Source organism: Elioraea sp. Yellowstone (genome assembly GCF_006704265.1).
Lineage (GTDB): Bacteria > Pseudomonadota > Alphaproteobacteria > Acetobacterales > Acetobacteraceae > Elioraea.
This window is the reverse complement of record NZ_VIKA01000032.1, coordinates 1-23,801: the sequence shown is the minus strand read 5'-3', so window position 1 is coordinate 23,801 and position 23,801 is coordinate 1. Positions and strand designations below refer to the sequence as shown.

Here is a 23,801-nt window from a genome sequence, read left to right as displayed (position 1 = left end):
CGCCGTGCCGCTCCTCAGGGCCTTCGTGCGCGCTGTCGATGCGCTGAACGAGCATTTCGGACGGCTCGTCGCGCTCGGCATCCTCGCCATCATTGCGCTCGTCGTGATGGAGGTGGTGCTGCGCTACGTCTTCGCCGCCCCGACGATCTGGGGCACGGAGGTGATCACCTTCCTGTTCGCGGGCTACATCATGCTCGGCGGCGGCTATACGCTCCTGCACCGCGACCACGTGAACGTGGACATCCTCTACGGCCGGCTGCCGCCGCGCGGCAAGGCGACGCTCGACGTGCTGACAGCCGGTTTCACGCTGCTCTACTGCGGCGTGCTGCTGTTCTACACCGGCCGGGTCGCGCTCGAGGCGCTGGCCACGGGGCGCACCACCGGCACCGACTGGAACCCGCCGCTCTTCCCGGTGATGGTCAGCCTGCCGATCGGCGCGGCGCTCCTGCTCCTGCAGGCGCTCTCGCGGCTCGTTGCCGATCTCCATCGCGCGCTCACGGGCCGGGAGATCGCCCGGTGAGCATCGAACTGACCACCGTCGTCCTGTTCGGCGGCTTCATCCTGCTGCTGGCGGCAGGCCTGCCGCTGGTCTTCGCGCTCGGCTCGACCGCGATCATCGGCACCTACTTCCTGTGGGGGCCGCAGGCGCTGGCGATGGTGGGGCTGCGCACCTTCTCGGCGGCCAACTCCTTCGTGCTGATCGCCGTGCCGCTGTTCATCTTCATGGGATGCATGCTGGAGCGGTCGGGGATCGCGCGCGACCTCTACGACATGCTGTACCGCTGGCTCGGCGGGCGGCGCGGTGGCCTCGCTGCGGGCACGGTGATCGGCTGCGGCATCTTCGCCGCGATGGTGGGCGTCTCCGGCGCCTCGACCGTGACGATGGCGGTTGTGGCGCTGCCCTCGATGCTCGAGCGCGGCTACGACAAGCGCCTCGCGGTCGGCTGCATCGCCGCCGGCGGTGCCCTCGGCGTGCTGATCCCCCCCTCGGTGGTGATGATCGTGCTTGGGCTCTACGCCAATGTCTCGATCGGCGCGCTCTTCCTCGGCGGCATCCCGGCAGGGGCGCTGCTGATGCTGCTGTTCATCGCCTACATCGCCGTCGCCTGCCGGATCGATCCCTCGCTCGGCCCGGCGGTGCCGCCCGACCAGCGCGCCGGCTGGGCCGACAGGCTTGCCTCGCTCAAGGCCGTGATCCTGCCCGTGGTCCTGATCATGCTGGTGATCGGCTCGATCCTCTCCGGCGCGGCGACGCCGACCGAGGCCGCCGGTGTCGGCGCTGCCGGTGCGATGCTGTGCGCCGCGGCCTACGGCAAGCTCACGCCGGCCGCGGTGGCCGAGAGCGCACGGCTGACGCTGCGCCTCTCCTGCATGGTGATCTGGATCGTGTTCGCCGCCTCGATCTTCACCGCCCTCTACACGGCGGTGGGCGCGCAGGGGCTGGTGCGCGAGGCGCTCGGCGCGCTGCCGGGCGGGCGCTGGGGGGCGATGATCGGCATGCAGCTCATCTGGATGGTGATGGGCTGCTTCCTCGATCCGATCGGCATCATGATCATCACTGCGCCGCTGTTCTTCCCGCTGGCGCGTTCGCTCGGCTTCGATCTCGTGTGGTTCGGCGTGCTGTTCGTCGTGAACATGGAGATGGCGTACCTGACGCCCCCCTTCGGCTTCAACCTGTTCTACATCCGCGGTGTCGCTCCGCCCTCGGTGAGGATGGTTGACATCTATCGCGGCGTGATCCCCTTCGTCGCCCTGCAGCTCCTCGGCCTGGTGATCATGATGATCTTCCCCGAGATCATCCTCTTCCTGCCGCGCGCGGCGCTCGGCTGAGGCGGTGGCGCGCTTCGCGGGACAGCGCGCGCTGGTGACGGGCGGCGCCGCAGGGATCGGGCTCGCCACCGCGCGCGCGCTCGCGGCCGAAGGTGCGCGGCTTGCGCTGCTCGACATCGATGCGGCACGCCTCGAGGCGGCCGCTGCCGAACTGCACGCCGCCGGCGCGGAGGCGCTCCCGATCCTCGGCTCGGTCGCCGGGCCCGAGCCGGTGGCGGAGGCCTTCGCGCGCATCGACGCGCGCTGGGGCGGGCTCGACATCCTGGTGAACAACGCCGGCGTGATCGGCAAGCGCGCAGCCCTCGACCTCACCGACGAGGATTGGGCGCGCGTCATGCGCATCAACCTCGACGGCGTGTTCTTCTGCGCGCGCGAGGCGGGACGGCGCATGGTCGCGCAAGGTTCGGGCGCGATCGTCAACCTGGGCTCGATCTACTCGCTGGTCGCCGCCCCCGAGCGCCTCGCCTACTGCGCCTCGAAGGCGGCGGTGGCGGCGATGACGAAGGTGCTGGCGATCGAGTGGGCGGCGCATGGCGTGCGCGTCAACGCGGTCGCCCCCGGCTATGTCGAGACCGACCTGATCGGTGCCGCGGTGCGCGCGGGCGAGCTCGACACCGCCCCGCTCGTGCGCCGCACCCCTGTCGGCCGGCTCGCCCGGCCAGAGGAGATCGCGCGCGCGATCCTGTTCCTGCTCGATCCCGCGAACGCCTACGTCACCGGCCACGTGCTCGCGGTGGACGGCGGCTGGACGGCCTACGGCTACGTGTGAGGTTCCCCATGATCGACTTCAGCGGCAGGACGGTCGTCGTCACCGGCGCGGCGAACGGCATCGGCAGGGCCACCGCGCTGCTGCTGCACCGGCTCGGCGCGCGCCTCGTCGCCGCCGATCTCGATGCGCGCGGCGCGGCACTCGCGCCCGATATGCTCGCGGTCGAGGCCGATGTCGCGACCGACGGGGCCGGGCGCATCGCGGAGGCGTGCCGCGAGGCCGGCCTCGCGCCCGACGGACTGGTCAACGCCGCCGGGATCCACTTCCCCGGCGCGCTCGCTGAGCTCACCGACGAGGCCTGGCGGCGCATGATGTCCGTCAATCTCGACGGCACGTTCAAGGTCTGCCGCGCGATCGTGCCGCTAATGGCCGAGGGCGGGGCGATCGTGAACATCGCCTCGCTCGCCGCGCATCGCGGCTCGCGCCACTACTCGCACTATGCCGCGACCAAGGGGGGCGTGATCAGTTTCAGCCGCAGCCTCGCCGCGGAACTGGGGCCGCGGCTCCGCATCAACGCCGTCTCGCCCGGCGTGATCCTGACCACGATGGTGGAGAAGTTCCTGCCCGAGCGCGGCCCCGACTTCCTGAAGATGACGCCGCTCGGCCGCTTCGGTCAGCCCGAGGAGGTGGCCTCCGTGATCGCCTTCCTGCTCTCGCCGGCGGCGAGCTTCGTCAACGGCGAGGTGGTGCACATCAACGGCGGGCTCTACGTGGACTGAGCCTCTTCCGTCACCACCGCGTCTAGCTCGATCTCGACCAGCCAGGCCGGATCGATGAAGCCGGCCACCTGCATGAAGGTGCAGGCGGGACGGATCGCACCGAACACCGCACCATGTGCCTCGGCCGCCTCGCGCCAGCGCGCGATGTCGGTCAGCATCACCCGGGTGCGCACCACATGCTCGGCCCGCGCGCCGGCATCCGCCAGCGCGGCGAGCGCGATCTCGAGGCAGCGCCGCGTCTGCCCGCCGACATCGCCCGGCGCGGCCGCACCGCCACCGGGAGCGATCGGGGCGGTGCCGGCGACCGCGACGAATGGTCCTGAGCGCACCGCGCGCGAGAAGCCGATCACCGGCTCGAGCGGCGAGCCCGACGACACACGACGCTTCACAGACCGCGCTCCTTCTTGATCCGCGTCCAGGCGTTGTTGATCTCGGCCACCCGGCGCGTGACATGCTCGATGAAGCGCGGCGGCACGTTGCGCGATGCGAGCGTGTCGGGGTGGTTCTCGCGCATCAGCCTGCGCCAGGCCGCGCGCACCTCCTCGTCCGTCGCGTCGCGGGCCACCCCCAGCACCTCGTAGGGATCGGGCTCGTCCGGCTGCGGCCGCGCCGAACCGCCCGAACGCGCCCGCTCCCGTTCCCGCTCGCTCATCCCCATCCGCCGCGCCACCTCGTCGATGAAGCGACGCTCGGCGGCGTTGATCGGCCCGTCGGCGAGCGCGATCTGGTGCAGGCTGGCCAGCACGTCCTCGAGCACCGTGCGGTTGTCGGCGAAGGCCTCGGCAAGCTTCTCGGCGAAGGGTTCGTAGCCCTCCGCGGTCTGGCGCGCCCCGTCCCAGAGCCTGCCGATGTCCTTCGCCGCCTCCGCGGGGAAGCGGAAGAGGCGCTTGAAGGCGTCGATCTCGCTCCGCTTCACCGGCCCGTCCACCTTGGCGAGCTTGGCGGCGAGCGCCACGACCGAGATAGAGAACACCGTCTCGCGGCTGCCCATGAGCTGGGCGAGTTCGGCCATGCGCAGCGGATCGGGCCGCCCCAGCAGGTCGGCCGCCGTGCCCGCGGGTCCGCCCTTGGTGTCGGCGGCGTGGCCGAGGGCGGCGCCCAGCACCGCGCCCAGCGGGCCGCCCATGGCGAACCCGGCCACCCCGCCCAGGATCTTGCCCCAGATGCTCACCAGCCGCGTATGCTCCGCCCGGTCTCCCCGCCCGCCGGCGGGACGCTACCACGCGCCCCCCTGCGCCGGAACGCAAGGGCGGGGTATGGGGCAGCAGGGATCACCGGATGATGAACGTCGCGCTATGCTGGATCGCCGAGACGGAGGACCCGCGATGACCGTGATGACGCCGATCGCTGCCGACCGCCCCCGGGCCGGGACCGGTCGGGAGGCGAGGCTGCTCGCGCGCGCGGGCTTCGCCGGCACCACTGCCGGGCTCGCGCCGGGCTACGTCCAGGGCAACCTGGCGATCCTGCCGCGCGCGCAGGCGGCGGATTTCCTGCGCTTCTGCACGCTCAACCCGAAGCCCTGCCCGGTGATCGGCGTCTCGGAACCGGGCGATCCGCGCCTCCCCTCGCTCGGCGAGGACCTCGACATCCGCACTGACCTGCCGCGCTACCGCGTCTGGCGCGACGGCGCGCTCGTGGACGAGCCGACCGACATCGCCGCCCATTGGCGCGACGACCTCGTCGCCTTCGTGCTCGGCTGCTCGTTCAGCTTCGAGGAGGCGCTGCTCGCCGCCGGGGTGCCGCTCAAGCACATCGCCTGCGGCTGCAACGTGGCGATGTGGCGGACCTCGATCCCCTGCGTGCCGGCGGGGCCGTTCGCCGGGCCGATGGTGGTCTCCATGCGCCCGTTGCGCGCCGCGGATGCGATCCGCGCGATCCAGATCACCTCGCGCTTCCCGGCCGTGCATGGCGCTCCGGTGCATCTCGGCGATCCGCGCCTGATCGGCATCGAGGACATCACGCGTCCCCACTACGGGGATGCCGTGCCGGTGGAGCCCGACGAGATCCCGGTGTTCTGGGCCTGCGGGGTGACGCCGCAGGCGGCGATCGCGGCCTCGCGCGTGCCCTTCGCGATCACCCATGCGCCGGGCTCGATGCTGGTCACCGACCTGCTGAACGCGCGGCTGGCCGCGTTCTGAGCCGGCGCCTTCGGTTGCCCGTTGCACGATCGTGGCCGATCCTCGGCCGCGCCCACCCTGTCCTGGTGTCTCGATCATGGCCTGGCAGTTCTGGATCGACCGCGGCGGAACCTTCACCGACATCGTCGCGCGCGCGCCCGACGGCGCGCTCACCGCGCACAAGCTCCTGTCGGAGAATCCCGGACGCTACCGCGACGCCGCGGTCGCCGGCATCCGCCGGGTGCTTGGCCTCCCCTCGGACGCGCCGATCCCGCCCGGCGTGGTCGATGCGGTGAAGATGGGCACCACGGTCGCCACCAATGCGCTGCTCGAACGCAAGGGCGAACGGACGCTGCTTCTGGTCAATCGCGGCTTCGCCGACGGTCTGCGCATCGGCTACCAGACGCGGCCGCGCCTGTTCGACCTCGCGATCACCCTGCCCGAACTCCTCTATGGGCGCGTCGTCGAGATCCCCGGCCGCGTCACCGTCGAGGGCGAGGAGATCGAGCCGCTCGACGAGACGGCCGCGCGCGCGGCGCTGCAGGCGGCGTACGACGACGGCATCCGCGCGGTCGCGATCGTGCTGATGCATGCCTGGAAGTTCCCGGACCACGAGACGCGGCTTGCGGCGGTCGCGCGCGAGGTCGGCTTTCCGCAGGTCTCCGCGAGCCACGAGGTGAGCCCGCTGATCAAGTGGGTCGGCCGCGGCGACACCACGGTGGTGGACGCCTATCTCTCGCCGATCCTGCGCCGCTACGTGCGCCAGGTGCAGGAGGAGCTGGGCGAGACGCCGCTCTACTTCATGCAGTCGAATGGCGGGCTGGCGCGCGCGCACGCCTTCCAGGGCAAGGACGCGATCCTCTCGGGCCCGGCGGGCGGCATCGTCGGGGCGGCGCGCACCGCCGGCATGGCCGGGTTCGACCGCATCATCGGCTTCGACATGGGCGGCACATCGACCGACGTCGCGCTCTACGACGACGGCTTCGAGCGCGCCTACGAGACGCTGGTCGCCGGCGTGCGGATCCGCGCGCCGATGATGGCGATCAACACGGTCGCCGCCGGCGGCGGCTCGATCCTGCATTTCGACGGCGCGCGCTACCGCGTCGGCCCCGACAGCGCCGGCGCCAATCCCGGCCCGGCCTGCTACCGCCGCGGCGGGCCGCTCACCGTGACCGACGCCAATCTCTGCGTCGGCAAGATCCAGCCCAGGCACTTCCCGGCGATCTTCGGCCCCGCGGGCGACCAGCCGCTCGACGCGGCGATCGTGCGCGAGGCGTTCCTCGCGCTCGCCGCGCGGATCGCGCGCGACACCGCCACCCCTCTCAAGGACCCGCGCGAGGTCGCCGAGGGGTTCCTCAGGATCGCGGTCGCCAACATGGCGAACGCGATCAAGCAGGTGAGCATCCAGAAGGGGCGCGACCCGTCGCGCTTCGCGCTCGCCTGCTTCGGCGGCGCGGGCGGCCAGCACGCCTGCCTGGTCGCCGACGAGCTCGGCATGGAGACCGTGTTCATCCACCCCTTCGCCGGTGTGCTCTCGGCCTACGGCATGGGGCTCGCCGCGCAGTCCGCCATGCGCGAGGCCGCGGTCGAGGTCGCGCTCGGCGCGGAGGCGCTGCCGATGCTCAGGGCCCGGCTCGACGCGCTCGCCGAGGAGGCCGCGGATGCGCTCGTCGCGCAGGGGGCTCTGCGCGAGACGATCGCGGTCGCGCGCAGGCTGCACCTCCGCTACGCCGGCACGGACACGCCGCTCGACGTGCCGTTCGGCGATCTTCCGGGCGTCGTCGCGGCCTTCACCGAGGCGCATCGCGCGCGCTTCGGCTTCGCCACCCCCGAGCGCGACCTCATCGTCGAGGCGGTCGTGGTCGAGGCGACCGCGCCGGGCGAGCCGGTGCGCGAGGCGCGCCTCGCCGCCCGCGCGGAGGGCGAGGCGGAGCCGATCGACCATGTCTCGATCTTTTCGGGCGGACGGGCGCACGACGCGCCGGTGTTCGACCGTGCCGCGCTGTGCGCCGGCGACCGCATCCTCGGCCCGGCGCTGATCCGCGAGGCGAACGCGACGACGGTGGTGGAGCCCGGCTGGGCCGCCGAGGTCACGGCCGCGAACCACCTGATCCTGCGCCGCGCCGTGCCGCGCCCCGCCCGCGTGGCGATCGGCACCGAGGCGCGCGAGGGTGGCGCCGATCCGGTGATGCTCGAACTCTTCAACAACCTGTTCATGTCGATCGCCGAGCAGACCGGCGCGGTGCTGCAGAACACGGCTCAGTCGGTGAACATCAAGGAGCGGCTCGACTTCTCCTGTGCCCTGTTCGACGCCGAGGGCGGGCTGATCGCGAACGCGCCGCACATCCCCGTCCATCTCGGCGCGATGGGCGAGTCCGTGCGCACGGTGATCCGCCTGCGCGGTGCGACGCTCAAGCCCGGCGACGTCGTCGCGCTGAACAACCCCTACAACGGCGGCACGCACCTGCCCGACATCACCGTGATCACCCCGGTGTTCGACGAGGCCGGCCGCGAGGTGCTGTTCTTCGTCGGCAGCCGCGGCCATCACGCCGATGTCGGCGGGATCACGCCCGGCTCGATGCCGCCGCTCTCGCGCACGCTCGAGGAGGAGGGCGTGCTGTTGGACAACGTCCTCCTCGTCGATGGCGGCCGCTTCCGCGAGGCGGAGTTCCGCGCCTTGCTGACCGGCGCGCGCTACCCCGCGCGCAGCCCCGATGTGAACGTCGCCGACATCCGTGCCCAGGTCGCGGCGAACGAGAAGGGCGTGCAGGAGCTCCGCCGCATCGTGCGCCAGTTCGGGCTCGCGACCGTCCAGCGCTACATGCGCCATGTGATGGACAATGCCGAGGAATCCGTCCGCCGCGTGATCGGCCGGCTGAAGGACGGCAGCTTCGACTACCGCATGGACAACGGCGACCTCCTGCGCGTCGCGGTCCGCGTCGATCCGCAGGCGCGCACCGCGACGATCGACTTCACCGGCACTGCCGCGCAACGGGACGACAACTTCAATGCGCCCCCCGCGGTGACGCGCGCCGCGGTGCTCTACTGCTTCCGCTGCCTGGTCGGCGAGGACATCCCGCTGAACGACGGCTGCCTGAAGCCCATCACCATCGTGCTGCCGGAGGGCTCGTTCCTCTCGCCGAAGCCGCCGGCGGCGGTGGTCGCCGGGAACGTGGAGGTCAGCCAGGCGGTGACCAATGCGCTGTTCGGCGCGCTCGGCGCGATGGCCTGCAGCCAGGCGACCATGAACAACTTCACCTTCGGTGACGGCCGGTTCCAGTACTACGAGACGATCTGCGGCGGCACCGGCGCGGGCCCGGGGTTCCACGGCACCTCGGCGGTGCAGACCCACATGACCAACACGCGCATGACCGATCCGGAGGTGCTGGAGCTGCGCTATCCTGTGCTGCTCGAGGCGTTCTCCATCCGCCGCGGCTCCGGCGGGGCGGGGAAGTGGCGCGGCGGCGACGGCGCGGTGCGGCGCATGCGCTTCCGCGCGCCGATGACGGCGGTGATCCTCGCGAGTCGGCGCAACGTCCCGCCCTTCGGGCTCGCCGGCGGCGCCGACGGGGCGCCCGGCCGGCAATGGGTGGAGCGTGCGGGCGGCGGCATCGACGTGCTCACCGGCACCGACCGCGCCGAACTGGCCCCGGGCGACGTGTTCGTGATCGAGACCCCGGGCGGCGGCGGGTATGGCGCGCCGGAGGCTTGATCCGACGCGCTTGTGGACGGGCGGCGCGTCTGGCAATCCGCGTCCGTGGGATTGATCCTCCGCTCCACCGCCTGGGCCCTCGCCTTCCTCGCCGCGGCCGCGGTGCTGGCGCTGTGGCTCGTGCCGCGGCACCTCGACTGGACCGAGTACCGCGCCGAACTCCAGCGCATCGGCGCGGCGCGGCTGGGTCGCGAAGTGCGGATCGACGGCGCCTTCGCGCTCGAGATGCTGCCCCAGCCGCGGCTGACCGCGCGCGGCGTCTCGATCGGCGATGCGGGCGACGGGTTCCGCGGCGCGGCGCAGGAGATCCGGCTCGGTCTCGCGCTCTGGCCGCTGCTCGGCGGGCGGATCGTCGTCACCGACCTCACCCTGGTCGCGCCGCGCCTCAGCCTCGCCGGCCTGCCCGCGCCGCTGCGGGAGATGGCCGGACGCCCGGCGCCCCTGCTCGCCGGCGCCGAGATCCGGCTCGTGGACGGCGAGATCACGCTCGGCGGCGTGCGGCTCTCCGGCGTCCGGGCGCGCCTGACCGCCGGAGCTGCGCATGGCCCCTACATGGCCGAGGGCCGGTTCGACATCGCCGCCACGCCGGTCGACTTCTCGCTGGCGCTCGGCCAGCCCGGGTTCGACGGTGCGGCCGCGCTGGAGGCCACCCTGGCGACGCGCGGCGCGCGCCTCGCCGCGAGCGGCGTGGCCTGGCACGGCGGCTTCGCCTTCGCCGGCACGGTCAGGGCCGAAGGCAGCGACCTCTCCGCCCTGCTGCCCGGCCCGGCGCTGCCGTTCCGCGCCGAGGCGCGGCTTTCGACCGAGGGTGGGGCGGCGACCGCCGATCAGGTGCAGCTCGAGATCGGCGGCTCGCGGCTGACCGGCGCGGCCTCGCTGCGGCTCGGCGCCAATCCGCGCGCCGACATCGCGCTCGCCGCCGTGCGGCTCGATCTCGATCCCTGGATCGTCCCGGCCCGCGGGCTGATCGCGAGCCCGCCCCTCCCGGTCGGGCTCGACCTCTCGGTCGAGGCGGCGAGCCTGTTCGGCGGCACGCTGCGCGCGCTGCGTGTCGCCGCCGTGGTCGCCGACGGCCAGGTGGCGGTGAACGAGGCGACCGCGCTGCTCCCCGGCGGGGCCGAGCTCGCGCTCGCCGGCAGCGTGTCCGGCGACGACCGCGGGGCGCGCTTCGACGGGCTGGTCGAACTCGACGCGCCGGATCTGCGCGGCCTCCTCGCCTGGCTCGGTGGCGTGCCGGGCTGGGCCGGACCGGAGGTGCTGCGCGCCTTGCGCGTCTCCGGCGGGCTGGTGGCCGAGCCGGGCCAGGTGCGGATCGAGGCGGCCGAGGGCACGGCCCTCGACGGCGTGGCGGTCACCGGCACGCTGGGCCTCAGCACCGCCGGCGCGCGTCCGGCGCTGACGGCGGCGCTGAAGCTTGACCGGCTCGATCCCGCGCCGTGGCTCGCCGGCCGGCTGCCGGCGCCGGAGAGCGCCGCGCTCGCCGCCTTCGACCTCGCCCTGCGCCTCGAGATCGGTGTCGTGCCGATGGCGGCGCTCACCGCCCGCGAGGTCACGCTCGAGGGATCGCTCGAGGCCGGCCGCGCCACGCTGCGCCGGCTCGCGATCGCCGACATCGCCGGCGGGCGGCTCGGCGCCTCCGCCGCCGGCACGCTCGGGCCGGGGGCGCGGCTGACCGGGCTCGAGCTCTCCTTCGCCGGCACGGACGTCGCCGGTCTCGTGCCGATCGTGCCCTGGCGCGTGGTCGCGGCGGCGCGACCGCTGTGGCTCGGCGGCTACACGCTGCGCGCGAGCGCCAGGGCCGAGGGCGAGGGGCTCGCCTTCACGGCGGTGGCCGAGGCGATGGATGCGCGGGTGGAGGCGACCGGCACCGCCGATCGCGGGCTCGACACCGTCGCCGGCCGGATCGCGCTGCGCCATCCGGGCGCGCCGCGGCTCCTGCAGGCGCTCGGCCTGGACGACCCCACGCCCTGGCTCGGCGAGGGCGCGCTGACGCTGGTGGCGGAGACCACGACGCAGCGGACCGAGCGGGGCCGCCGGATCACGCTGCGCGCGAGCGAGCTCGGCCTCGGCCGGATGCGCGCGCAGCTCTCCGGCGAGATCGCGCTCGATGCCGAGGCGCGGCGCGCGGCACTGACCGTCGAGGCCGAGCGCCTGCCGCTGCCGGGGCTCGACCTCTACAGCGCCGCCCTCCTGCCGCCGGCCATCCTGCCGGGTTGGACCGCGGCGGTGGTGCTGCGCGCGGGCGAGATGCCGGTCGGCGGCACGGCAGTGCTGTCGCGCGTCGACGCCGCACTGGACCTCGCCGACGGCGCCCTCGCCGTCACCCGCTTCGCCGCGACCCTCGGCGGCGGCAGGGTACAGGGGACGTTGCGGCTCGATCCGGTGAACCGGAGCCTAGTGGTCGAGGCGGCGGTCGCGGATGCCGTGCTGGCCGGGCCGCTCACCGGCCTTGCCTACGATCTCGGCGGCGGACGCGTCCGTGCGGAGGCGCGGCTGAGGGCGGCCGGCACCAGCCCGCTGACGCTGCTGGCCTCGCTCGCCGGCGAGGTGCGGCTCGCCGTCACGGAGGGCGTGATGGTTGGCTTCGATCTCGCCCAGGTCGCGGAGGTGCTCCAGTCGCCGGTGCCACCCGAGCAGGCACTCGCGGCGCTGCGGGCGGCTTTGACCGAAGGTGCGACCGGGTTCGACCGGCTGGAGGCGCGCATCGCCGTCAACGAGGGCATCGCCACGCTCGGCCAGTCGCAGCTCGCCGCGCAGGCCGGCACGGCGCAGATCCTGGGCGAGGTCGACCTGCGCGGCGGCACGCTCGATCTCGGTGTCACCCTGGCGCCGCTCGGCGCCGAGCCGCTGCCGCGGATCGAGCTGCGCGCGACCGGATCGTGGCAGGCGCCGCTGCGCGTGCCCGAGACCGCGGGTGCCGCCCGCTTCCTCGCCGAGCGCGCGGCTCAGCCGCGGCGCTGAGCCTCGGCGAGGGCGAAGAGACGCAGCGCCGAGGCGAGGGGGATCGCGGGGTCGGCGCGCCCGGCATCGATCTCGGCGACGAGCGCGGCGAGGGCGATGCCGCGACGCCGTGCGGCCGCCTCCAGCGCGGCCCAGAACGGCGGCTCCAGCGCGACCGAGGTGCGATGGCCCGCGAGGCGCACCGAGCGCTTCTCGAGATGCGGCGCGGTCATCCGCTGCCCGCGAGCATGCTGCCGGGCCGCGTCATGTCCTCGGGGCGCACCAGCGCGTCGAACTCCTCGCCGCTGAGATAACCGAGCGCGACCGCCGCCTCGCGCAGCGTGATGTTCTCGGCGAGCGCCTTCTTCGCCACGGCGACGGCGCGGTCGTAGCCGAGGCGCGGGTTGAGCGCCGTCGCCAGCATCAGCGAATTGGCGACATGGCGGGCGATCTGGGGCTCGTTCGGCACGAGCTTCTCGACCATGTTGCGCGCGAAACCCTCGGCCGCGTCGGCGAGCAGCCCGGCGGATTGCAGAACGCAGTGGATGATCACCGGCTTGAACACGTTCAGTTGGAGGTGGCCGTGGCTGGCCGCCAGGGTCACGGTCGTGTGGTTGCCGATCGCCTGGGCGCAGACCTGGGTCAGCGCCTCCACCTGGGTCGGGTTGGTCTTGCCCGGCATGATCGAGGAGGAGAGGCCGTCGGCCGGCACGATCAGCTCGGCGAGCCCCGCGCGCGGGCCCGAGCCGAGCAGGCGGATGTCGTTGCCGATCTTCATCAGCGTCACCGCGAGGCCGGAGAGCGCCGCGGAGAGCGCGACCAGCGCGTCGTGCGCCGCCATCGCCTCGAACTTCAGGAGGGCCGGGGTGTAGCCGCGGCCGGTCAGCGCGGCGAGGCGTTCGCAGAAGACGCGGTCGAACGCCGGGTGGCGGTTCAGCCCGGTGCCCACCGCCGTGCCGCCCTGCGGCAGCAGGGCGAGATCGGCGCGTGTGGCGCGCACCCGGGCGATCGCGTGCGCGAGCTGGGCGGCGAAGGTGGCGAATTCCTGCCCGAGCGTCATCGGCACCGCGTCCATCATGTGCGTGCGGCCGAGCTTGACGATGCGCTCCCAGGCCTCGGCGCGCGCGGCCAGCGCGCAGCGGAGCACGTCGAGCGCCGGCAGCAGGCGATGCTCCACAGCCTCGAGCGCCGCGACATGCATCACGGTCGGGAAGGAGTCGTTCGAGGACTGGCCGCGATTGACGTGATCGTTCGGATGGATGGGATCGCGCGATCCGAGCGGCCGGCCGAGCATCTGCGCGGCCCGGTTGGCGATCACCTCGTTCGCGCACATGTTGGTCTGGGTGCCCGAACCGGTCTGCCAGACCGGCAGCGGGAAGTGCTCGTCCAGCCTGTTCGCGGCGATCTCGGCGGCGGCGGCGATGATCGGCTCGGCAATCGCGCGCGGAAGCTCGCCAAGCTCGAGATTGGCTTCGGCCGCCGCCTGCTTCTGCAGCCCGACCGCGCGGATCAGCACCGGCGGAAAGCGCTCGACGCCGATCCGGAACAGCCGCCGCGCGCGCTCGGTCTGGGGGCCCCAGAGCTTGTCGGCGGGGATCTCGATCGTGCCGAGGCTGTCGGTCTCGGTGCGGGTCGCTTCGGTCATGGCACGGTCTCCGGGGCAAGGCGCATCGCGGCCCAGCGCGCGGCCTCGGCGACGACGGGATCGGGGTCCTGCGCGAGGTCCTGCGCGATCGGGCGCAGCGCGGGATCGCCGCTGTTGCCGATCGCGATCAGCACGTTGCGCACGAAGCGGCCGCGGCCGCTGCGCTTGATCGGGCTGCCTGCGAACAGCGCGCGGAAGGCGGCATCGTCGAGCCGCGCCAAGTCGGCAAGACGCGGCGCGTTCAGCTCCTCGCGCGCGTGCAGCTTCGCCTCGCGCGCCGCGGTCGCGAAGCGGTTCCAGGGGCAGACCGCGAGGCAGTCGTCGCAGCCGTAGATGCGGTTGCCGATCGCGGCGCGGAGCCCCTCCGGGATCGGCCCGTCATGCTCGATGGTGAGATATGAGATGCAGCGCGTGGCATCGAGCTGGTACGGCGCGGGGAAGGCATCGGTCGGACAGATGTCCAGGCAGCGGCGGCAGGAGCCGCAGCGATCGGGATGCGGCGGATCCGGCGGGAGATCGAGCGTGGTGTAGATCTCGCCGAGGAACAGCCACGAGCCGTGGCGGCGCGAGACCAGATTGGTGTGCTTGCCCTGCCAGCCGATCCCGGCCTGCGCGGCGAGCGGCTTCTCCATCACCGGCGCGGTGTCGACGAACACCTTGAGGTCGGCGCCGAACCGGGCGTGGAGGAACTGGCCGAGCTGCTTCAGCCGCCCCTTCACCACGTCGTGGTAGTCGCGGCCGCGCGCATAGACGCTGATCGTGCCGACCTCGCGACGCGCGAGCGTCTCCATGGGATCGCGCGCGGGCGCGTAGGACAACCCGAGCGCGATCACGCTGACGGCCTCCGGCCAGAGCGCCTGGGGATGGGCGCGTTGTGCGGCGCGCTCGGCGAGCCAGCGCATCGTGCCGTGCCGGCCGGCGGCGAGGAAGGCGTCGAGCCGCGCCCGCATCTCGGTCGGAAGGGAGGCGCGGGTGAAGCCGACCGCATCGAAGCCGAGGCGCGCCGCCTCGGCGCGGATCAGCGCCTTGGCGTCAGCCGCGGCCACGATACGGCGCCACCTCCTGGGGCGGGATCCACACCCCCTCGGGCGGCGCGCCGGTCTGCCAGAACACGTCGATCGGCATGCCGCCGCGCGGATACCAGTAGCCGCCGATCCGCAGCCACCGAGGCGCGAGCAGGTCGGCCACGCGGCGTGCGACCATCAGCGTGCACGCCTCGTGGAAGGCGCCGTGGTTGCGGAAGCTCGCGAGGAAGAGCTTCAGCGACTTGCTCTCCACGATCCAGGAGTCGGGGATGTAGTCGAGCACCAGATGCGCGAAGTCGGGCTGGCCGGTGAGCGGGCAGAGCGAGGTGAACTCCGGGCAGACGAAGCGCACCACGTAGGCGAGGCCCGGCTCGGGATTGGGCACGCGCTCCAGCACCGCCTCGGCGGGCGAGGCGGGGATCGTGCTCGGCCGGCCGAGCCGGGTCAGGCCCTCGTAGCCCGTCATGCCTCGTCTCCCTGCGCCCACCGGGCGGCGAGCGCGGCCGCATGGGCCGCGAAGCGGCCGTCGAGGATGGCGGCGCGCAGGCCGCGCATCAGGTCCTGATAATACGCCACGTTGTGCCAGGTCAGCAGCATCGGGCCCAGCATCTCCCCGGACTTGATCAGGTGATGGAGATAGGCGCGCGAGTGCCGCGCGCAGGCGGGGCAGGCGCAGTCCGGGTCGAGCGGGCGCGGATCGCCGGCGAAGCGGGCGTTGCGCAGATTGAGCACGCCGCGCGCGGTGTAGGCGCGCCCGGTGCGGCCCGACCGCGTGGGGATCACGCAGTCGAACATGTCGATGCCGCGCGCGACCGCGCCGACGATGTCGGCAGGCGTGCCGACCCCCATCAGGTAGCGCGGCCGGTCGGTGGGGAGGAGGGGCACGGTGACGTCCAGCATCGCGAACATCGTCTCCTGCCCCTCGCCGACCGCGAGACCGCCGACCGCGTAGCCGTCGAAGCCGATCGCGGCCAGCGCGGCGACACTCTCGGCGCGCAGCGCGGGATAGACGCTGCCCTGCACGATGCCGAACAGTCCATGCCCCGGGCGCGGCACGAAGGCGTCGCGCGACCGCGCCGCCCAGCGCATGGACAGGCGCATCGAGGCGGCGGCCTCGGCCTCGGTGGCGGGGAAGGGGGTGCACTCGTCCAGCACCATGGTCACGTCGGCGCCGAGCGCGTGCTGGATCGCGACCGCGCGCTCGGGCGTCAGGCGCTGCTCGGAGCCGTCGAGATGGCTGCGGAAGGTGACACCGTCCTCATCGAGCCGGCGCAGCTGCGACAGCGACATCACCTGGAAGCCGCCGCTGTCGGTGAGGATCGGGCCCTGCCAGTCCATGAAGCGGTGCAGCCCGCCGAGGGCGGCGATGCGCTCGGCACCGGGGCGCAGCATCAGGTGGTAGGTGTTGCCGAGCACCATGCGCGCGCCGGTGGAGCGCACGGCCTCCGCCGTCATCGCCTTCACCGTGCCGGCCGTGCCGACCGGCATGAACACCGGCGTCGGCACGTCGCCGTGCGCGGTGTGCAGCGTGCCCGCCCGCGCCATGCCGTCCGTGGCGGCGAGGGTGAAGCCGACCGTCACGCAGAGCGTTCCAGCAGCGTGGCGTCGCCGTAGGAGGCGAAGCGGTAGCCCGCGGCGAGCGCATGCGCATAGGCCACCATGATGCGGTCGCGGCCGGCGAAGGCGCAGACCAGCACCATCAGCGAGGTGCGCGGCAGGTGGAAGTTGGTGAGCAGCAGGTCGGCGGCGCGGAAGTCGAAGCCCGGCGTGATGTAGAGGTCGGTCTCGCCCGAGAACGGCCTCACCTCGCCTGTCGCGCGCGCCGCCGTCTCCAGCGTGCGCAGGCTCGTCGTGCCGACCGCGACGATGCGGCCGCCCGCGCGTTTCGTCGCGGCGATCGCCGCGGCGGTCTCGGCCGGCAGCGTGGCGCGCTCGGCGTGCAGCCGGTGCGCACGCACGTCCTCGACGCGGATCGGCAGGAAGGTGCCGGCGCCGACATGCAGCGTGACATGGGCGAGCCGGATGCCGCGCGCGGCGAGCGCCTCGATCAGCCGCGGCGTCAGGTGCAGCCCCGCGGTCGGTGCGGCGACCGCGCCCGGATGGCGCGCGAATGTGGTCTGGTAGTCCTCGGCGTCTGCCGGCGTCGGCCCCTGCGCGCGGTCGATGTAGGGCGGCAGGGCGAGCGTGGCGGAGGCGGTCGGGTCGCCCGAGAAGCCGAGCCGCACAGTGCCGCCCGCGCGCGCCAGCACCTCGGCGGTGATGGCGCCGAAGTCGATCACGCTGCCGGGCTTCAGCCGCCGCGCGTTGCGCGCGAGCGCCTCCCAGGTGCCGTCCGGCAGCGGGCGATCGAGGGTGACGCCGACCCGCGCCCCGCCGGCCGTACCCTCGAGCTGGGCCGGAATGACGCGCGTGTCGTTCACCACCAGCAGGTCGTCGGGCCGGAGCACGGCGGGCAGGTCGGCGACGATCCGGTCCTCGAGCCGGTCGCGCGCGACCACCAGGAGGCGCGCCGCGTCGCGCGGCCGCGCCGGCTCCTGCGCGATCCGCTCCGGCGGCAGCGCGTAGTCGTAGTCGGTGAGCGCGAACACGTCCGCTCCCGCACCCTCACGCGTAGGTGGCGATCTCGATCAGGTTGCCGTCGGGGTCGCGGCAATAGACCGAGGTGATCGGGCCGAGCGCGCCCTCCTTCGCCACCGGGCCGAGCTCCACGGCCACGCCGAGATCGTGCAGATGCGCGATCACCTCGTCGGCGGTCACCGTGACGACGAAGCAGAGGTCCTGCGTGCCCGGAGCCGCCGCCACGCCCGAGAACCACTCCTGCTGCGTCGCCTCGACCGGGCGCAGGTTGATCTTCTGCCCGCCGAAGGCGAGCGCGGTGCGGAGCTGTGGGCCGAAGGCGATCCGTTCCATCCCCAGTACCCTCTGGTACCAGGCGGCGGCGATCTCGACGTCCTTCACCGTGATCACCAGATGATCCAGGCGGTCGACGGCGAAGCGCATCAGCCGGCCTTCGGCAGCTTCGCGGTCACCTCGATCTCGATGCGCATCGCGTCGGTGGCGAGCCCGGCATGGATCAGGGTCGAGGTCGGGCGGGCCTTGCCGAGGTACTTCTTGATCACCGGCCAGCACGGCTCCCAGTCCTCGCGCTTCGGCACGATGAAGAAGGCGCGCACGACGTCGTCGAGCGAGCAGCCGGCCTGGGCCAGCGCCGCGGCGATGTTCCTGAAGCACTGTTCGGCCTGGGCGACCACGTCGTCGGCGATCGTCATGGTCGCGTAGTCGTAGCCGGTGGTGCCCGACATCCAGACATAGTCGCCGTCGACCACGGCGCGGGAGTAGCCGATCTGCTCCTCGAACAGCGAGCCGGAGGTGATGTGCGTGCGCATGATGAGGTTCCCGGGGTGGCGCGGGAGGGGCCTTGCGGCCCCGCCCGACGGTTTCCTGCTTACTCGAGCCCGTCGTAGAAGTCGTTGCCCTTGTCGTCGATGACGATGAAGGCGGGGAAGTTCTCGACCTCGATGCGCCAGACCGCTTCCATGCCGAGCTCGGGGTATTCCAGCACCTCGACCTTGCGGATGCAGTCCTTCGCGAGCCGCGCGGCCGGCCCGCCGATGCTCGCGAGATAGAACCCGCCGTGTTTCCGGCATGCCTCGCGCACCGCGCGCGAGCGGTTGCCCTTGGCGAGCATGACGAAGGAGCCGCCGGCGGCCTGGAACTGCTCGACATAGGAGTCCATCCGGCCCGCGGTGGTCGGGCCGAAACTGCCGGTGGCGTAGCCCGCGGGGGTCTTCGCCGGCCCGGCGTAGTAGACCGGGTGGTTGCGCAGGTACTCGGGCATGGGCTCGCCGCGGTCGAGCCGCTCCTTGATCTTCGCATGCGCGATGTCGCGCGCCACCACCATCGGTCCCGTCAACATGACGCGCGTCCTCACCGGATACCTGGACAGGGTCGCGCGGATCTCGTCCATCGGCCGGGTCAGGTCGATCGCGACTGCCTCGCCGCCGAGCTGGTCGTCGGTCGTCTCGGGCAGGTACTTCGCGGGGTCCGTCTCGAGCTGCTCGAGGAACACGCCCTCTGGCGTCACCTTCGCCAGGATCTGCCGGTCGGCCGAGCAGGAGACGCCGATGCCGACGGGCAGGCTCGCGCCGTGGCGCGGCAGGCGGATCACCCGCACGTCGTGGCAGAAGTACTTGCCGCCGAATTGCGCGCCGATGCCCAAGCGCCGGCTGATCTCCAGCACCCGCAGCTCGGCCTCGAGATCACGGAAGGCGTGGCCGGCCGGGCTGCCTTTGGTCGGCAGCCCGTCGAGCCAGCGCGTCGAGGCGAGCTTCACCGTCTTCAGCGTCGCCTCGGCCGAGGTGCCGCCGATCACGATCGCCAGATGGTAGGGCGGGCAGGCCGAGGTGCCGAGCGTCTTCATCTTCGTCTCGATGAACTGGTACAGGCGCTCCGGGTTCAGGATCGCGCGGGTCTCCTGGTAGAGGAAGGTCTTGTTGGCGCTGCCGCCGCCCTTGGCGACGAACATCAGGTGGAACTCGTCGGCGTGGTCGTCGCCCGGGGCGGCCATGATGTCGAACTGCACCGGCAGGTTGTTGCCGGTGTTCACCTCCTCGAACATCGAGAGCGGCGCCATCTGCGAGTAGCGCAGGTTCGTCTCGGTGAAGGTGCGGAACACGCCGCGGCTGATCGCCTCCTCCTCGTTCCCCTCGACCCAGACGCGCTGGCCCTTCTTGCCGAACACGATCGCCGTGCCCGTGTCCTGGCACATCGGCAGGATGCCGCCCGCGGCGATGTTGGCGTTCTTCAGGAACTCGAGCGCCACGTAGCGGTCGTTCTCCGAGGCCTCCGGGTCGTCGAGGATGGCGCGGAGCTGGCGCAGATGGCCCGGGCGCAGCAGGTGCGAGACGTCGCGGAAGGCCTGGAAGGCGAGCTCGGTCAGCGCCTCGGGGGCGATCGTCAGGACGCGCCGCCCGGCCGCCTCGATCGCGGCGACGCCGGGCAGGTCCAGCCGCTTCCATGGGGTGGCGTCCGGCCCGAGTGGGAACATCGGGCTGTAGCGGAACTCGCCCGTGCGGGCGGGGCGGTTGAGCGGCGCGTTCATGGGGCGGCCTCCCTGGAGTGCTGGGCGGCGGGGCTTATGGCACGCCGCGCTCGGCGCGGCCAACCGAGGTCAGTTGCGCGGTGGGCGCTTGCGGAAGGCGTCGAGACTGACGACCTGCGACGCCTCGGCCGGCGGCGCGGGCTCCGCCTCGGCCTCCTCCGGGCCGGCGGCCGGTCGACCCGGGTCCAGGCCGGGCTCGGCGCCTGGCGCGTCGAAGCGCAGGCCGAAGCGCACGGAAGGATCGGCGAACTGGGTGACTGCCGCCCAGGGCACGGTCAGATGCGCCGGCACGCCCCCGAAGAACAGCGTCACGGCGAAGCCCTGGGCATCCACCTCGAGCGACTCGAACTGGTGCTGCAGCACCACGGTCATCTCGTGCGGGTACTGCGCCTTCAGCCGTGCCGGCATGCGTACCGCCGGATGATCGGTGCGGAAGGTGAGGTAGAAGTGGTGCTCGCCGGGCAGCCCCTCGCGCGCGGTGCGCTCGAGCGCGAGCCGCATCACGTTGCGCAGGCTCTCCTGGATCCATGCCTCGTAGGGCAGCAGGCTGTCCTTCAGCCCCGGCTCGTCCCCTGCCATCACCTGTCCTGTCCGTCCCCCCGCCCGTTCCCGGTCCGTCCCTTGCGGCACCGCACCACCCCGAGGGCGGGCGGCTGAGTGGGGGGCTTCTGTTGCCCGGTGCCCCCCGGACCGCGCTTGCCTAGACTACGTCAGGCAGCGAGCGCCATACGGCTGTTGTCGTTGGCACTTATGATCGGCCCGATGACGGCGGTACCATGCCGGGCGAAAGGCGGGTCTTTACCACGCGCGTCGAGCCTGTTTCGCCCCCGCACTCCGCCACAGCCGAGGCGGTGCTGGTGGAGGCGCCGGGCACTGCCCCCGGGTCCGCAACGCTTATTCCACGCGCCGTTTATCGCCATAGCCGGGTTGCCCCGGCAGCCCCGAATATAGGAAACGCAGCCGTCATGCGGAAGCCCGGCGACTCGCCGGCACGGGAGCCAAGATGCAACTGACCGATGAGCAGAGGGCCGAGATCGAGGCGGCGCGTGCCGAGGCGCGGCCGACGCTGAGGCCCACCGTGGCGGCGATGGAGGCGCTGCTGCACCGCCCGATCCCGGTGCTCGACCACGGTTTCGTGCGCGTGGTCGACTACATGGGCGACGATGCGGCGGTGGTGCAGGCCGCGCGTGTCTCCTACGGCCGGGGCACGCGGCGGGTGCAGGACGATGCCGGGCTGATCCGCTACCTGATGCGCCACTGGCACTCGACGCCGTTCGAGATGGCCGAGATCAAGCTGCACGTGAAGCTGCCGATCTTCGTCGCGCGCCAGTGGATCCGCCACCGCACCGCCAACGTGAACGAGTACTCGGCCCGCTACTCGGTGCTGGATCGCGAGTTCTACATCCCCGCTCCCGAACACCTCGCCGCGCAGAGTGCGGCCAACCGCCAGGGCCGTGGCGAGGTGCTCGGGGCCGAAGAGGCCGAGGCGGTGCTGCGGCTGCTGCGCGAGGACGCCCGGCGCTGCTACGACCACTATGCCTGGCTGCTGAACGAGGGCGAGGACGGCGCACCCGCCGATCCGACGCGCCGGGGGCTCGCGCGCGAGCTTGCGCGCATGAACCTGACGCTGAACCTCTACACGCAGTGGTACTGGAAGACCGACCTGCACAACTTCATGCATTTCCTTCGCCTTCGCGCCGACGCCCATGCGCAGTACGAGATCCGCGCCTATGCCGAGGCGCTGCTGGAGGTGCTGAAGGCCTGGGTGCCGATCACCCACCAGGCCTTCCTCGACTACCGCCTGGGAGCGGTGACGCTGTCGGCGCCGATGCTCGCCTGCCTGCGGCGGATGATGGCGGGCGAGACGGTCACGGCGGAGACCAGCGGGCTGTCGAAGCGCGAGTGGCGCGAGATGGCCGAGGCGGTGGGGCTCGCCCGATGAGCGTGCTCGTCTTCGGCTCGATCAATCTCGACCTGATCTTCCGCCTGCCGCATCTGCCGGCGCCGGGCGAGACCGTGCTCGGCACCGAGATGCGCGCCGAGCCGGGCGGCAAGGGCGCGAACCAGGCGGTCGCCGCGGCGCGCGACGGCGCGACCGTCGCGCTCGCGGGCGCCGTCGGGCGCGATGCCTTTGCCGAGCCCGCGCTTGCGCTGCTGCGCGAGGCGGGGGTCGATCTCGGGCGCGTCGCGACGCTCGAAGGCTCGACCGGCTGCGCCGCGATCGCGGTGGATCGCGAGGGGCGCAACCAGATCGCGGTCGCGCCCGGCGTCAACCTCGCCGCCTCGGCCGCGCAGGTGGAGGACGCCGCCCTCGGGCCGGACACGGTACTGGTGGTCCAGCGCGAGTGCGACGCCGGCGAGACCGCCCAGCTCCTCCTGCGCGCCCGCGCGCGCGGGGCGCGCGCAGTGGTGAACCTCGCGCCCTTCGGTGGGATCGCGCTCGATGCGCTGGCGACCGCAGCGGTGGTCGTGGTGAATGCCGGCGAGGCGGCGCAGCTTGCCGCTGCCCTCGGCAGCGAGGCCGAGCCCGCCGCGCTCGCCCGCCGCCTCGGCACCGCCGTGCTGGTGACGCGCGGCGAGGCCGGGGCGGAACTGGCCCAGGGCGGGCGCCTGCAGCACCAGCCGGCCTTTCCTGTCGCCGCGATCGACACCACGGCCGCCGGCGACGCCTTCGTCGGCGTGCTGGCGTCCGCCCTCGATCGCGGCCTCGACCTCGCCGCGGCAATGCGTCGTGCCGCGGCGGCCGCGGCGCTGGCCTGCACGCGGCCGGGCACCCAGGGCAGCCTGCCCCGGGCGGCGGAGACCGACGCGCTTGCCGCGACGCGGCCGTGATCCCTTCACGGATGGGCAACAATCCGGTGCGATCATCCCCGTCATGCCCAGGATCGCTGCCACCACGCTGATGATGGCCCGCGCCGGCGGGGCCGCGGGGCTGGTCGCCGCGGCCTGCTGGCCGGCCATGCTGGCCGGACTCTGGGCCGGGCTCGCCCTGGCCTGCGCCGCCCCGGCCGTGCGCCGCCGCGCCGGCTGATCGCCGGCCGCCCCGGGCCGCCGGACCGGCGAGGGCGGCCGCTACTCGACGACGATGCGCGGCGCGGCCTCCGCGCGCCGGGCCAGCACGGCGCCGCACTTCTCCCAGACGCGCGCGGCGATCGCGCGATAGAGCCCCGCCTCCGCACTGTCGGGCATGGTGGCGGCGATCGGCGTGCCCTCGTCGGATGTGGTGCGGATGTCGAGCGCGATCGGGATCTCGCCGAGGAACTCCGCGCCCAGGCGCTCGGCCTCGCGCCGGGCGCCGCCATGGCCGAAGATGTCGCTGCGATGGCCGCAATTGGGGCAGCGGAAGAAGCTCATGTTCTCGATCAGCCCCAGCACCGGCACGTTGGTGCGCGCGAACATCGCCATGCCGCGCCGCGCGTCGATCAAGGCGACGTCCTGCGGCGTGGAGACGATGACCGCACCGGTGAGCGGCACGCGCTGCGCCATGGTGAGCTGCGCATCGCCCGTGCCCGGCGGCATGTCCACCACCATGATGTCGAGCTCGCCCCAGAGCACCTGGCCCATCATCTGCTCGAGCGCGCCCATCACCATCGGCCCGCGCCAGATCATCGGCGTCTCCTCCTCGACGAGGAAGCCGATCGACATCACCTTGAGCCCCCACTTCTCCATCGGCGCGAGCATCTGCCCGGCGGCATGCGGTCGGCCGCGGATGCCGAGCATGCGCGGCATCGAGGGGCCGTAGATGTCGGCGTCCAGGAGCCCGACCCTCAAGCCGTTCTGGGCGAGGGCGATGGCGAGATTGGCCGCCGTGGTCGACTTGCCGACCCCGCCCTTGCCCGAGGCGACGGCGACGATCGCGCGGCAGGTGGTGAGGAGTTGCGTCCCGCGTGCGCCCGCGGCGGCCTGCGCGCCGGCGGTGGGCGCGGGCCGGGCCGGCTGCGCC

23 protein-coding genes and 1 other RNA gene are annotated in these 23,801 nt (G+C 73.0%); 10 read left to right on the top strand and 14 right to left on the bottom strand.

The annotated features are described in order from the left end of the window. Positions 1-4 precede the first annotated feature (4 nt). The 4 genes from FK498_RS07050 to FK498_RS07035 are packed head-to-tail and all read left to right on the top strand — an operon-like array spanning position 5 to position 3,318. Positions 5-520, top strand: coding sequence for a TRAP transporter small permease subunit (locus FK498_RS07050; protein ID WP_141852975.1), 516 nt, complete (start codon positions 5-7; stop codon positions 518-520). Then, a complete protein-coding gene (locus tag FK498_RS07045; protein ID WP_141852973.1) occupies positions 517-1,830 on the top strand; it encodes a TRAP transporter large permease subunit in 1,314 nt (437 codons plus the stop codon). The genes FK498_RS07050 and FK498_RS07045 overlap by 4 nt, the downstream gene beginning before the upstream one ends. Before the next feature lie 4 nt (positions 1,831-1,834). Continuing rightward, positions 1,835-2,599, top strand: coding sequence for an SDR family NAD(P)-dependent oxidoreductase (locus FK498_RS07040; protein ID WP_141852971.1), 765 nt, complete (start codon positions 1,835-1,837; stop codon positions 2,597-2,599). 8 nt (positions 2,600-2,607) lie between these two features. After that, positions 2,608-3,318, top strand: coding sequence for an SDR family NAD(P)-dependent oxidoreductase (locus FK498_RS07035; RefSeq protein ID WP_141852969.1), 711 nt, complete (start codon positions 2,608-2,610; stop codon positions 3,316-3,318). Here FK498_RS07035 and FK498_RS07030 read toward each other — a convergent pair. Together FK498_RS07030 and FK498_RS07025 are read right to left on the bottom strand one after the other, a co-directional pair. Next, on the bottom strand, positions 3,306-3,707 hold the full coding sequence (locus tag FK498_RS07030) for a Rid family hydrolase (protein ID WP_202614775.1): 402 nt from the start codon (positions 3,705-3,707) through the stop codon (positions 3,306-3,308). The two genes, FK498_RS07035 and FK498_RS07030, sit on opposite strands and share 13 nt — an antisense overlap. Further along, the gene (locus FK498_RS07025) at positions 3,704-4,489 is read right to left on the bottom strand and encodes a TerB family tellurite resistance protein (protein ID WP_141852967.1); all 786 of its coding nucleotides are present in this window, start codon (positions 4,487-4,489) and stop codon (positions 3,704-3,706) included. The genes FK498_RS07030 and FK498_RS07025 overlap by 4 nt, the downstream gene beginning before the upstream one ends. A gap of 154 nt (positions 4,490-4,643) precedes the next feature. On the opposite strand from FK498_RS07025, the gene FK498_RS07020 reads away from it, so the two are divergent. From FK498_RS07020 to FK498_RS07010, 3 genes are all read left to right on the top strand, one after another. Further along, positions 4,644-5,456: a putative hydro-lyase gene (locus FK498_RS07020; protein WP_141852965.1), complete on the top strand. Its 813-nt coding sequence runs from the start codon at positions 4,644-4,646 to the stop codon at positions 5,454-5,456. A gap of 76 nt (positions 5,457-5,532) precedes the next feature. Further along, complete coding sequence (locus FK498_RS07015; RefSeq protein WP_141852963.1) at positions 5,533-9,147, top strand: hydantoinase B/oxoprolinase family protein; 3,615 nt, start codon at positions 5,533-5,535, stop codon at positions 9,145-9,147. A 45-nt stretch (positions 9,148-9,192) separates the two neighbouring features. Continuing rightward, complete coding sequence (locus FK498_RS07010) at positions 9,193-12,108, top strand: AsmA family protein (RefSeq protein WP_161988342.1); 2,916 nt, start codon at positions 9,193-9,195, stop codon at positions 12,106-12,108. On the opposite strand, the gene FK498_RS07005 is transcribed toward FK498_RS07010, so the two are convergent. The 11 genes from FK498_RS07005 to ssrA form a co-directional block, all read right to left on the bottom strand. Next, the gene (locus tag FK498_RS07005; RefSeq protein WP_141852959.1) at positions 12,093-12,320 is read right to left on the bottom strand and encodes a ribbon-helix-helix domain-containing protein; all 228 of its coding nucleotides are present in this window, start codon (positions 12,318-12,320) and stop codon (positions 12,093-12,095) included. The genes FK498_RS07010 and FK498_RS07005 overlap by 16 nt on opposite strands. Further along, positions 12,317-13,732, bottom strand: coding sequence for a lyase family protein (locus FK498_RS07000; RefSeq protein WP_141852957.1), 1,416 nt, complete (start codon positions 13,730-13,732; stop codon positions 12,317-12,319). The genes FK498_RS07005 and FK498_RS07000 overlap by 4 nt, the downstream gene beginning before the upstream one ends. After that, entirely contained in the window at positions 13,729-14,778 is a 1,050-nt protein-coding gene (gene queG, locus FK498_RS06995) for a tRNA epoxyqueuosine(34) reductase QueG (protein WP_141852955.1), read from the bottom strand. Before queG ends, FK498_RS07000 begins: the two co-directional genes overlap by 4 nt. Next, positions 14,765-15,223: a preQ(1) synthase gene (queF, locus tag FK498_RS06990; RefSeq protein WP_141852953.1), complete on the bottom strand. Its 459-nt coding sequence runs from the start codon at positions 15,221-15,223 to the stop codon at positions 14,765-14,767. The genes queG and queF overlap by 14 nt, the downstream gene beginning before the upstream one ends. Beyond that, the gene (gene tgt, locus FK498_RS06985) at positions 15,220-16,338 is read right to left on the bottom strand and encodes a tRNA guanosine(34) transglycosylase Tgt (RefSeq protein ID WP_141852951.1); all 1,119 of its coding nucleotides are present in this window, start codon (positions 16,336-16,338) and stop codon (positions 15,220-15,222) included. Before tgt ends, queF begins: the two co-directional genes overlap by 4 nt. Continuing rightward, the gene (queA, locus tag FK498_RS06980) at positions 16,335-17,345 is read right to left on the bottom strand and encodes a tRNA preQ1(34) S-adenosylmethionine ribosyltransferase-isomerase QueA (RefSeq protein ID WP_141852949.1); all 1,011 of its coding nucleotides are present in this window, start codon (positions 17,343-17,345) and stop codon (positions 16,335-16,337) included. The genes tgt and queA overlap by 4 nt, the downstream gene beginning before the upstream one ends. Before the next feature lie 16 nt (positions 17,346-17,361). Then, complete coding sequence (locus FK498_RS06975; protein ID WP_141852947.1) at positions 17,362-17,757, bottom strand: VOC family protein; 396 nt, start codon at positions 17,755-17,757, stop codon at positions 17,362-17,364. Next, positions 17,757-18,143: a RidA family protein gene (locus tag FK498_RS06970; RefSeq protein WP_141852945.1), complete on the bottom strand. Its 387-nt coding sequence runs from the start codon at positions 18,141-18,143 to the stop codon at positions 17,757-17,759. Before FK498_RS06970 ends, FK498_RS06975 begins: the two co-directional genes overlap by 1 nt. Positions 18,144-18,202: 59 nt before the next feature. Beyond that, entirely contained in the window at positions 18,203-19,858 is a 1,656-nt protein-coding gene (locus FK498_RS06965) for a fumarate hydratase (RefSeq protein WP_141852943.1), read from the bottom strand. A 69-nt stretch (positions 19,859-19,927) separates the two neighbouring features. Next, positions 19,928-20,437 carry an SspB family protein gene (locus FK498_RS06960; protein WP_141852940.1) on the bottom strand — a complete coding sequence of 170 codons (510 nt, stop codon included), beginning with the start codon at positions 20,435-20,437 and terminating at the stop codon, positions 19,928-19,930. A 77-nt stretch (positions 20,438-20,514) separates the two neighbouring features. After that, positions 20,515-20,835, bottom strand: a transfer-messenger RNA (tmRNA) gene (ssrA, locus tag FK498_RS06955). Between the two features lie 26 nt (positions 20,836-20,861). Here ssrA and thyX point away from each other — a divergent pair. The 3 genes from thyX to FK498_RS19220 are packed head-to-tail and all read left to right on the top strand — an operon-like array spanning position 20,862 to position 22,889. Continuing rightward, complete coding sequence (gene thyX / locus FK498_RS06950) at positions 20,862-21,800, top strand: FAD-dependent thymidylate synthase (protein WP_141852938.1); 939 nt, start codon at positions 20,862-20,864, stop codon at positions 21,798-21,800. Continuing rightward, entirely contained in the window at positions 21,797-22,690 is an 894-nt protein-coding gene (locus FK498_RS06945) for a PfkB family carbohydrate kinase (RefSeq protein ID WP_141852936.1), read from the top strand. The genes thyX and FK498_RS06945 overlap by 4 nt, the downstream gene beginning before the upstream one ends. A 43-nt stretch (positions 22,691-22,733) precedes the next feature. After that, a complete protein-coding gene (locus tag FK498_RS19220) occupies positions 22,734-22,889 on the top strand; it encodes a hypothetical protein (RefSeq protein ID WP_161988341.1) in 156 nt (51 codons plus the stop codon). 41 nt (positions 22,890-22,930) lie between these two features. On the opposite strand, the gene FK498_RS06940 is transcribed toward FK498_RS19220, so the two are convergent. Then, positions 22,931-23,801 (bottom strand): Mrp/NBP35 family ATP-binding protein (locus tag FK498_RS06940; RefSeq protein WP_237560864.1); only part of this gene is annotated, 871 nt, incomplete at its 5' end.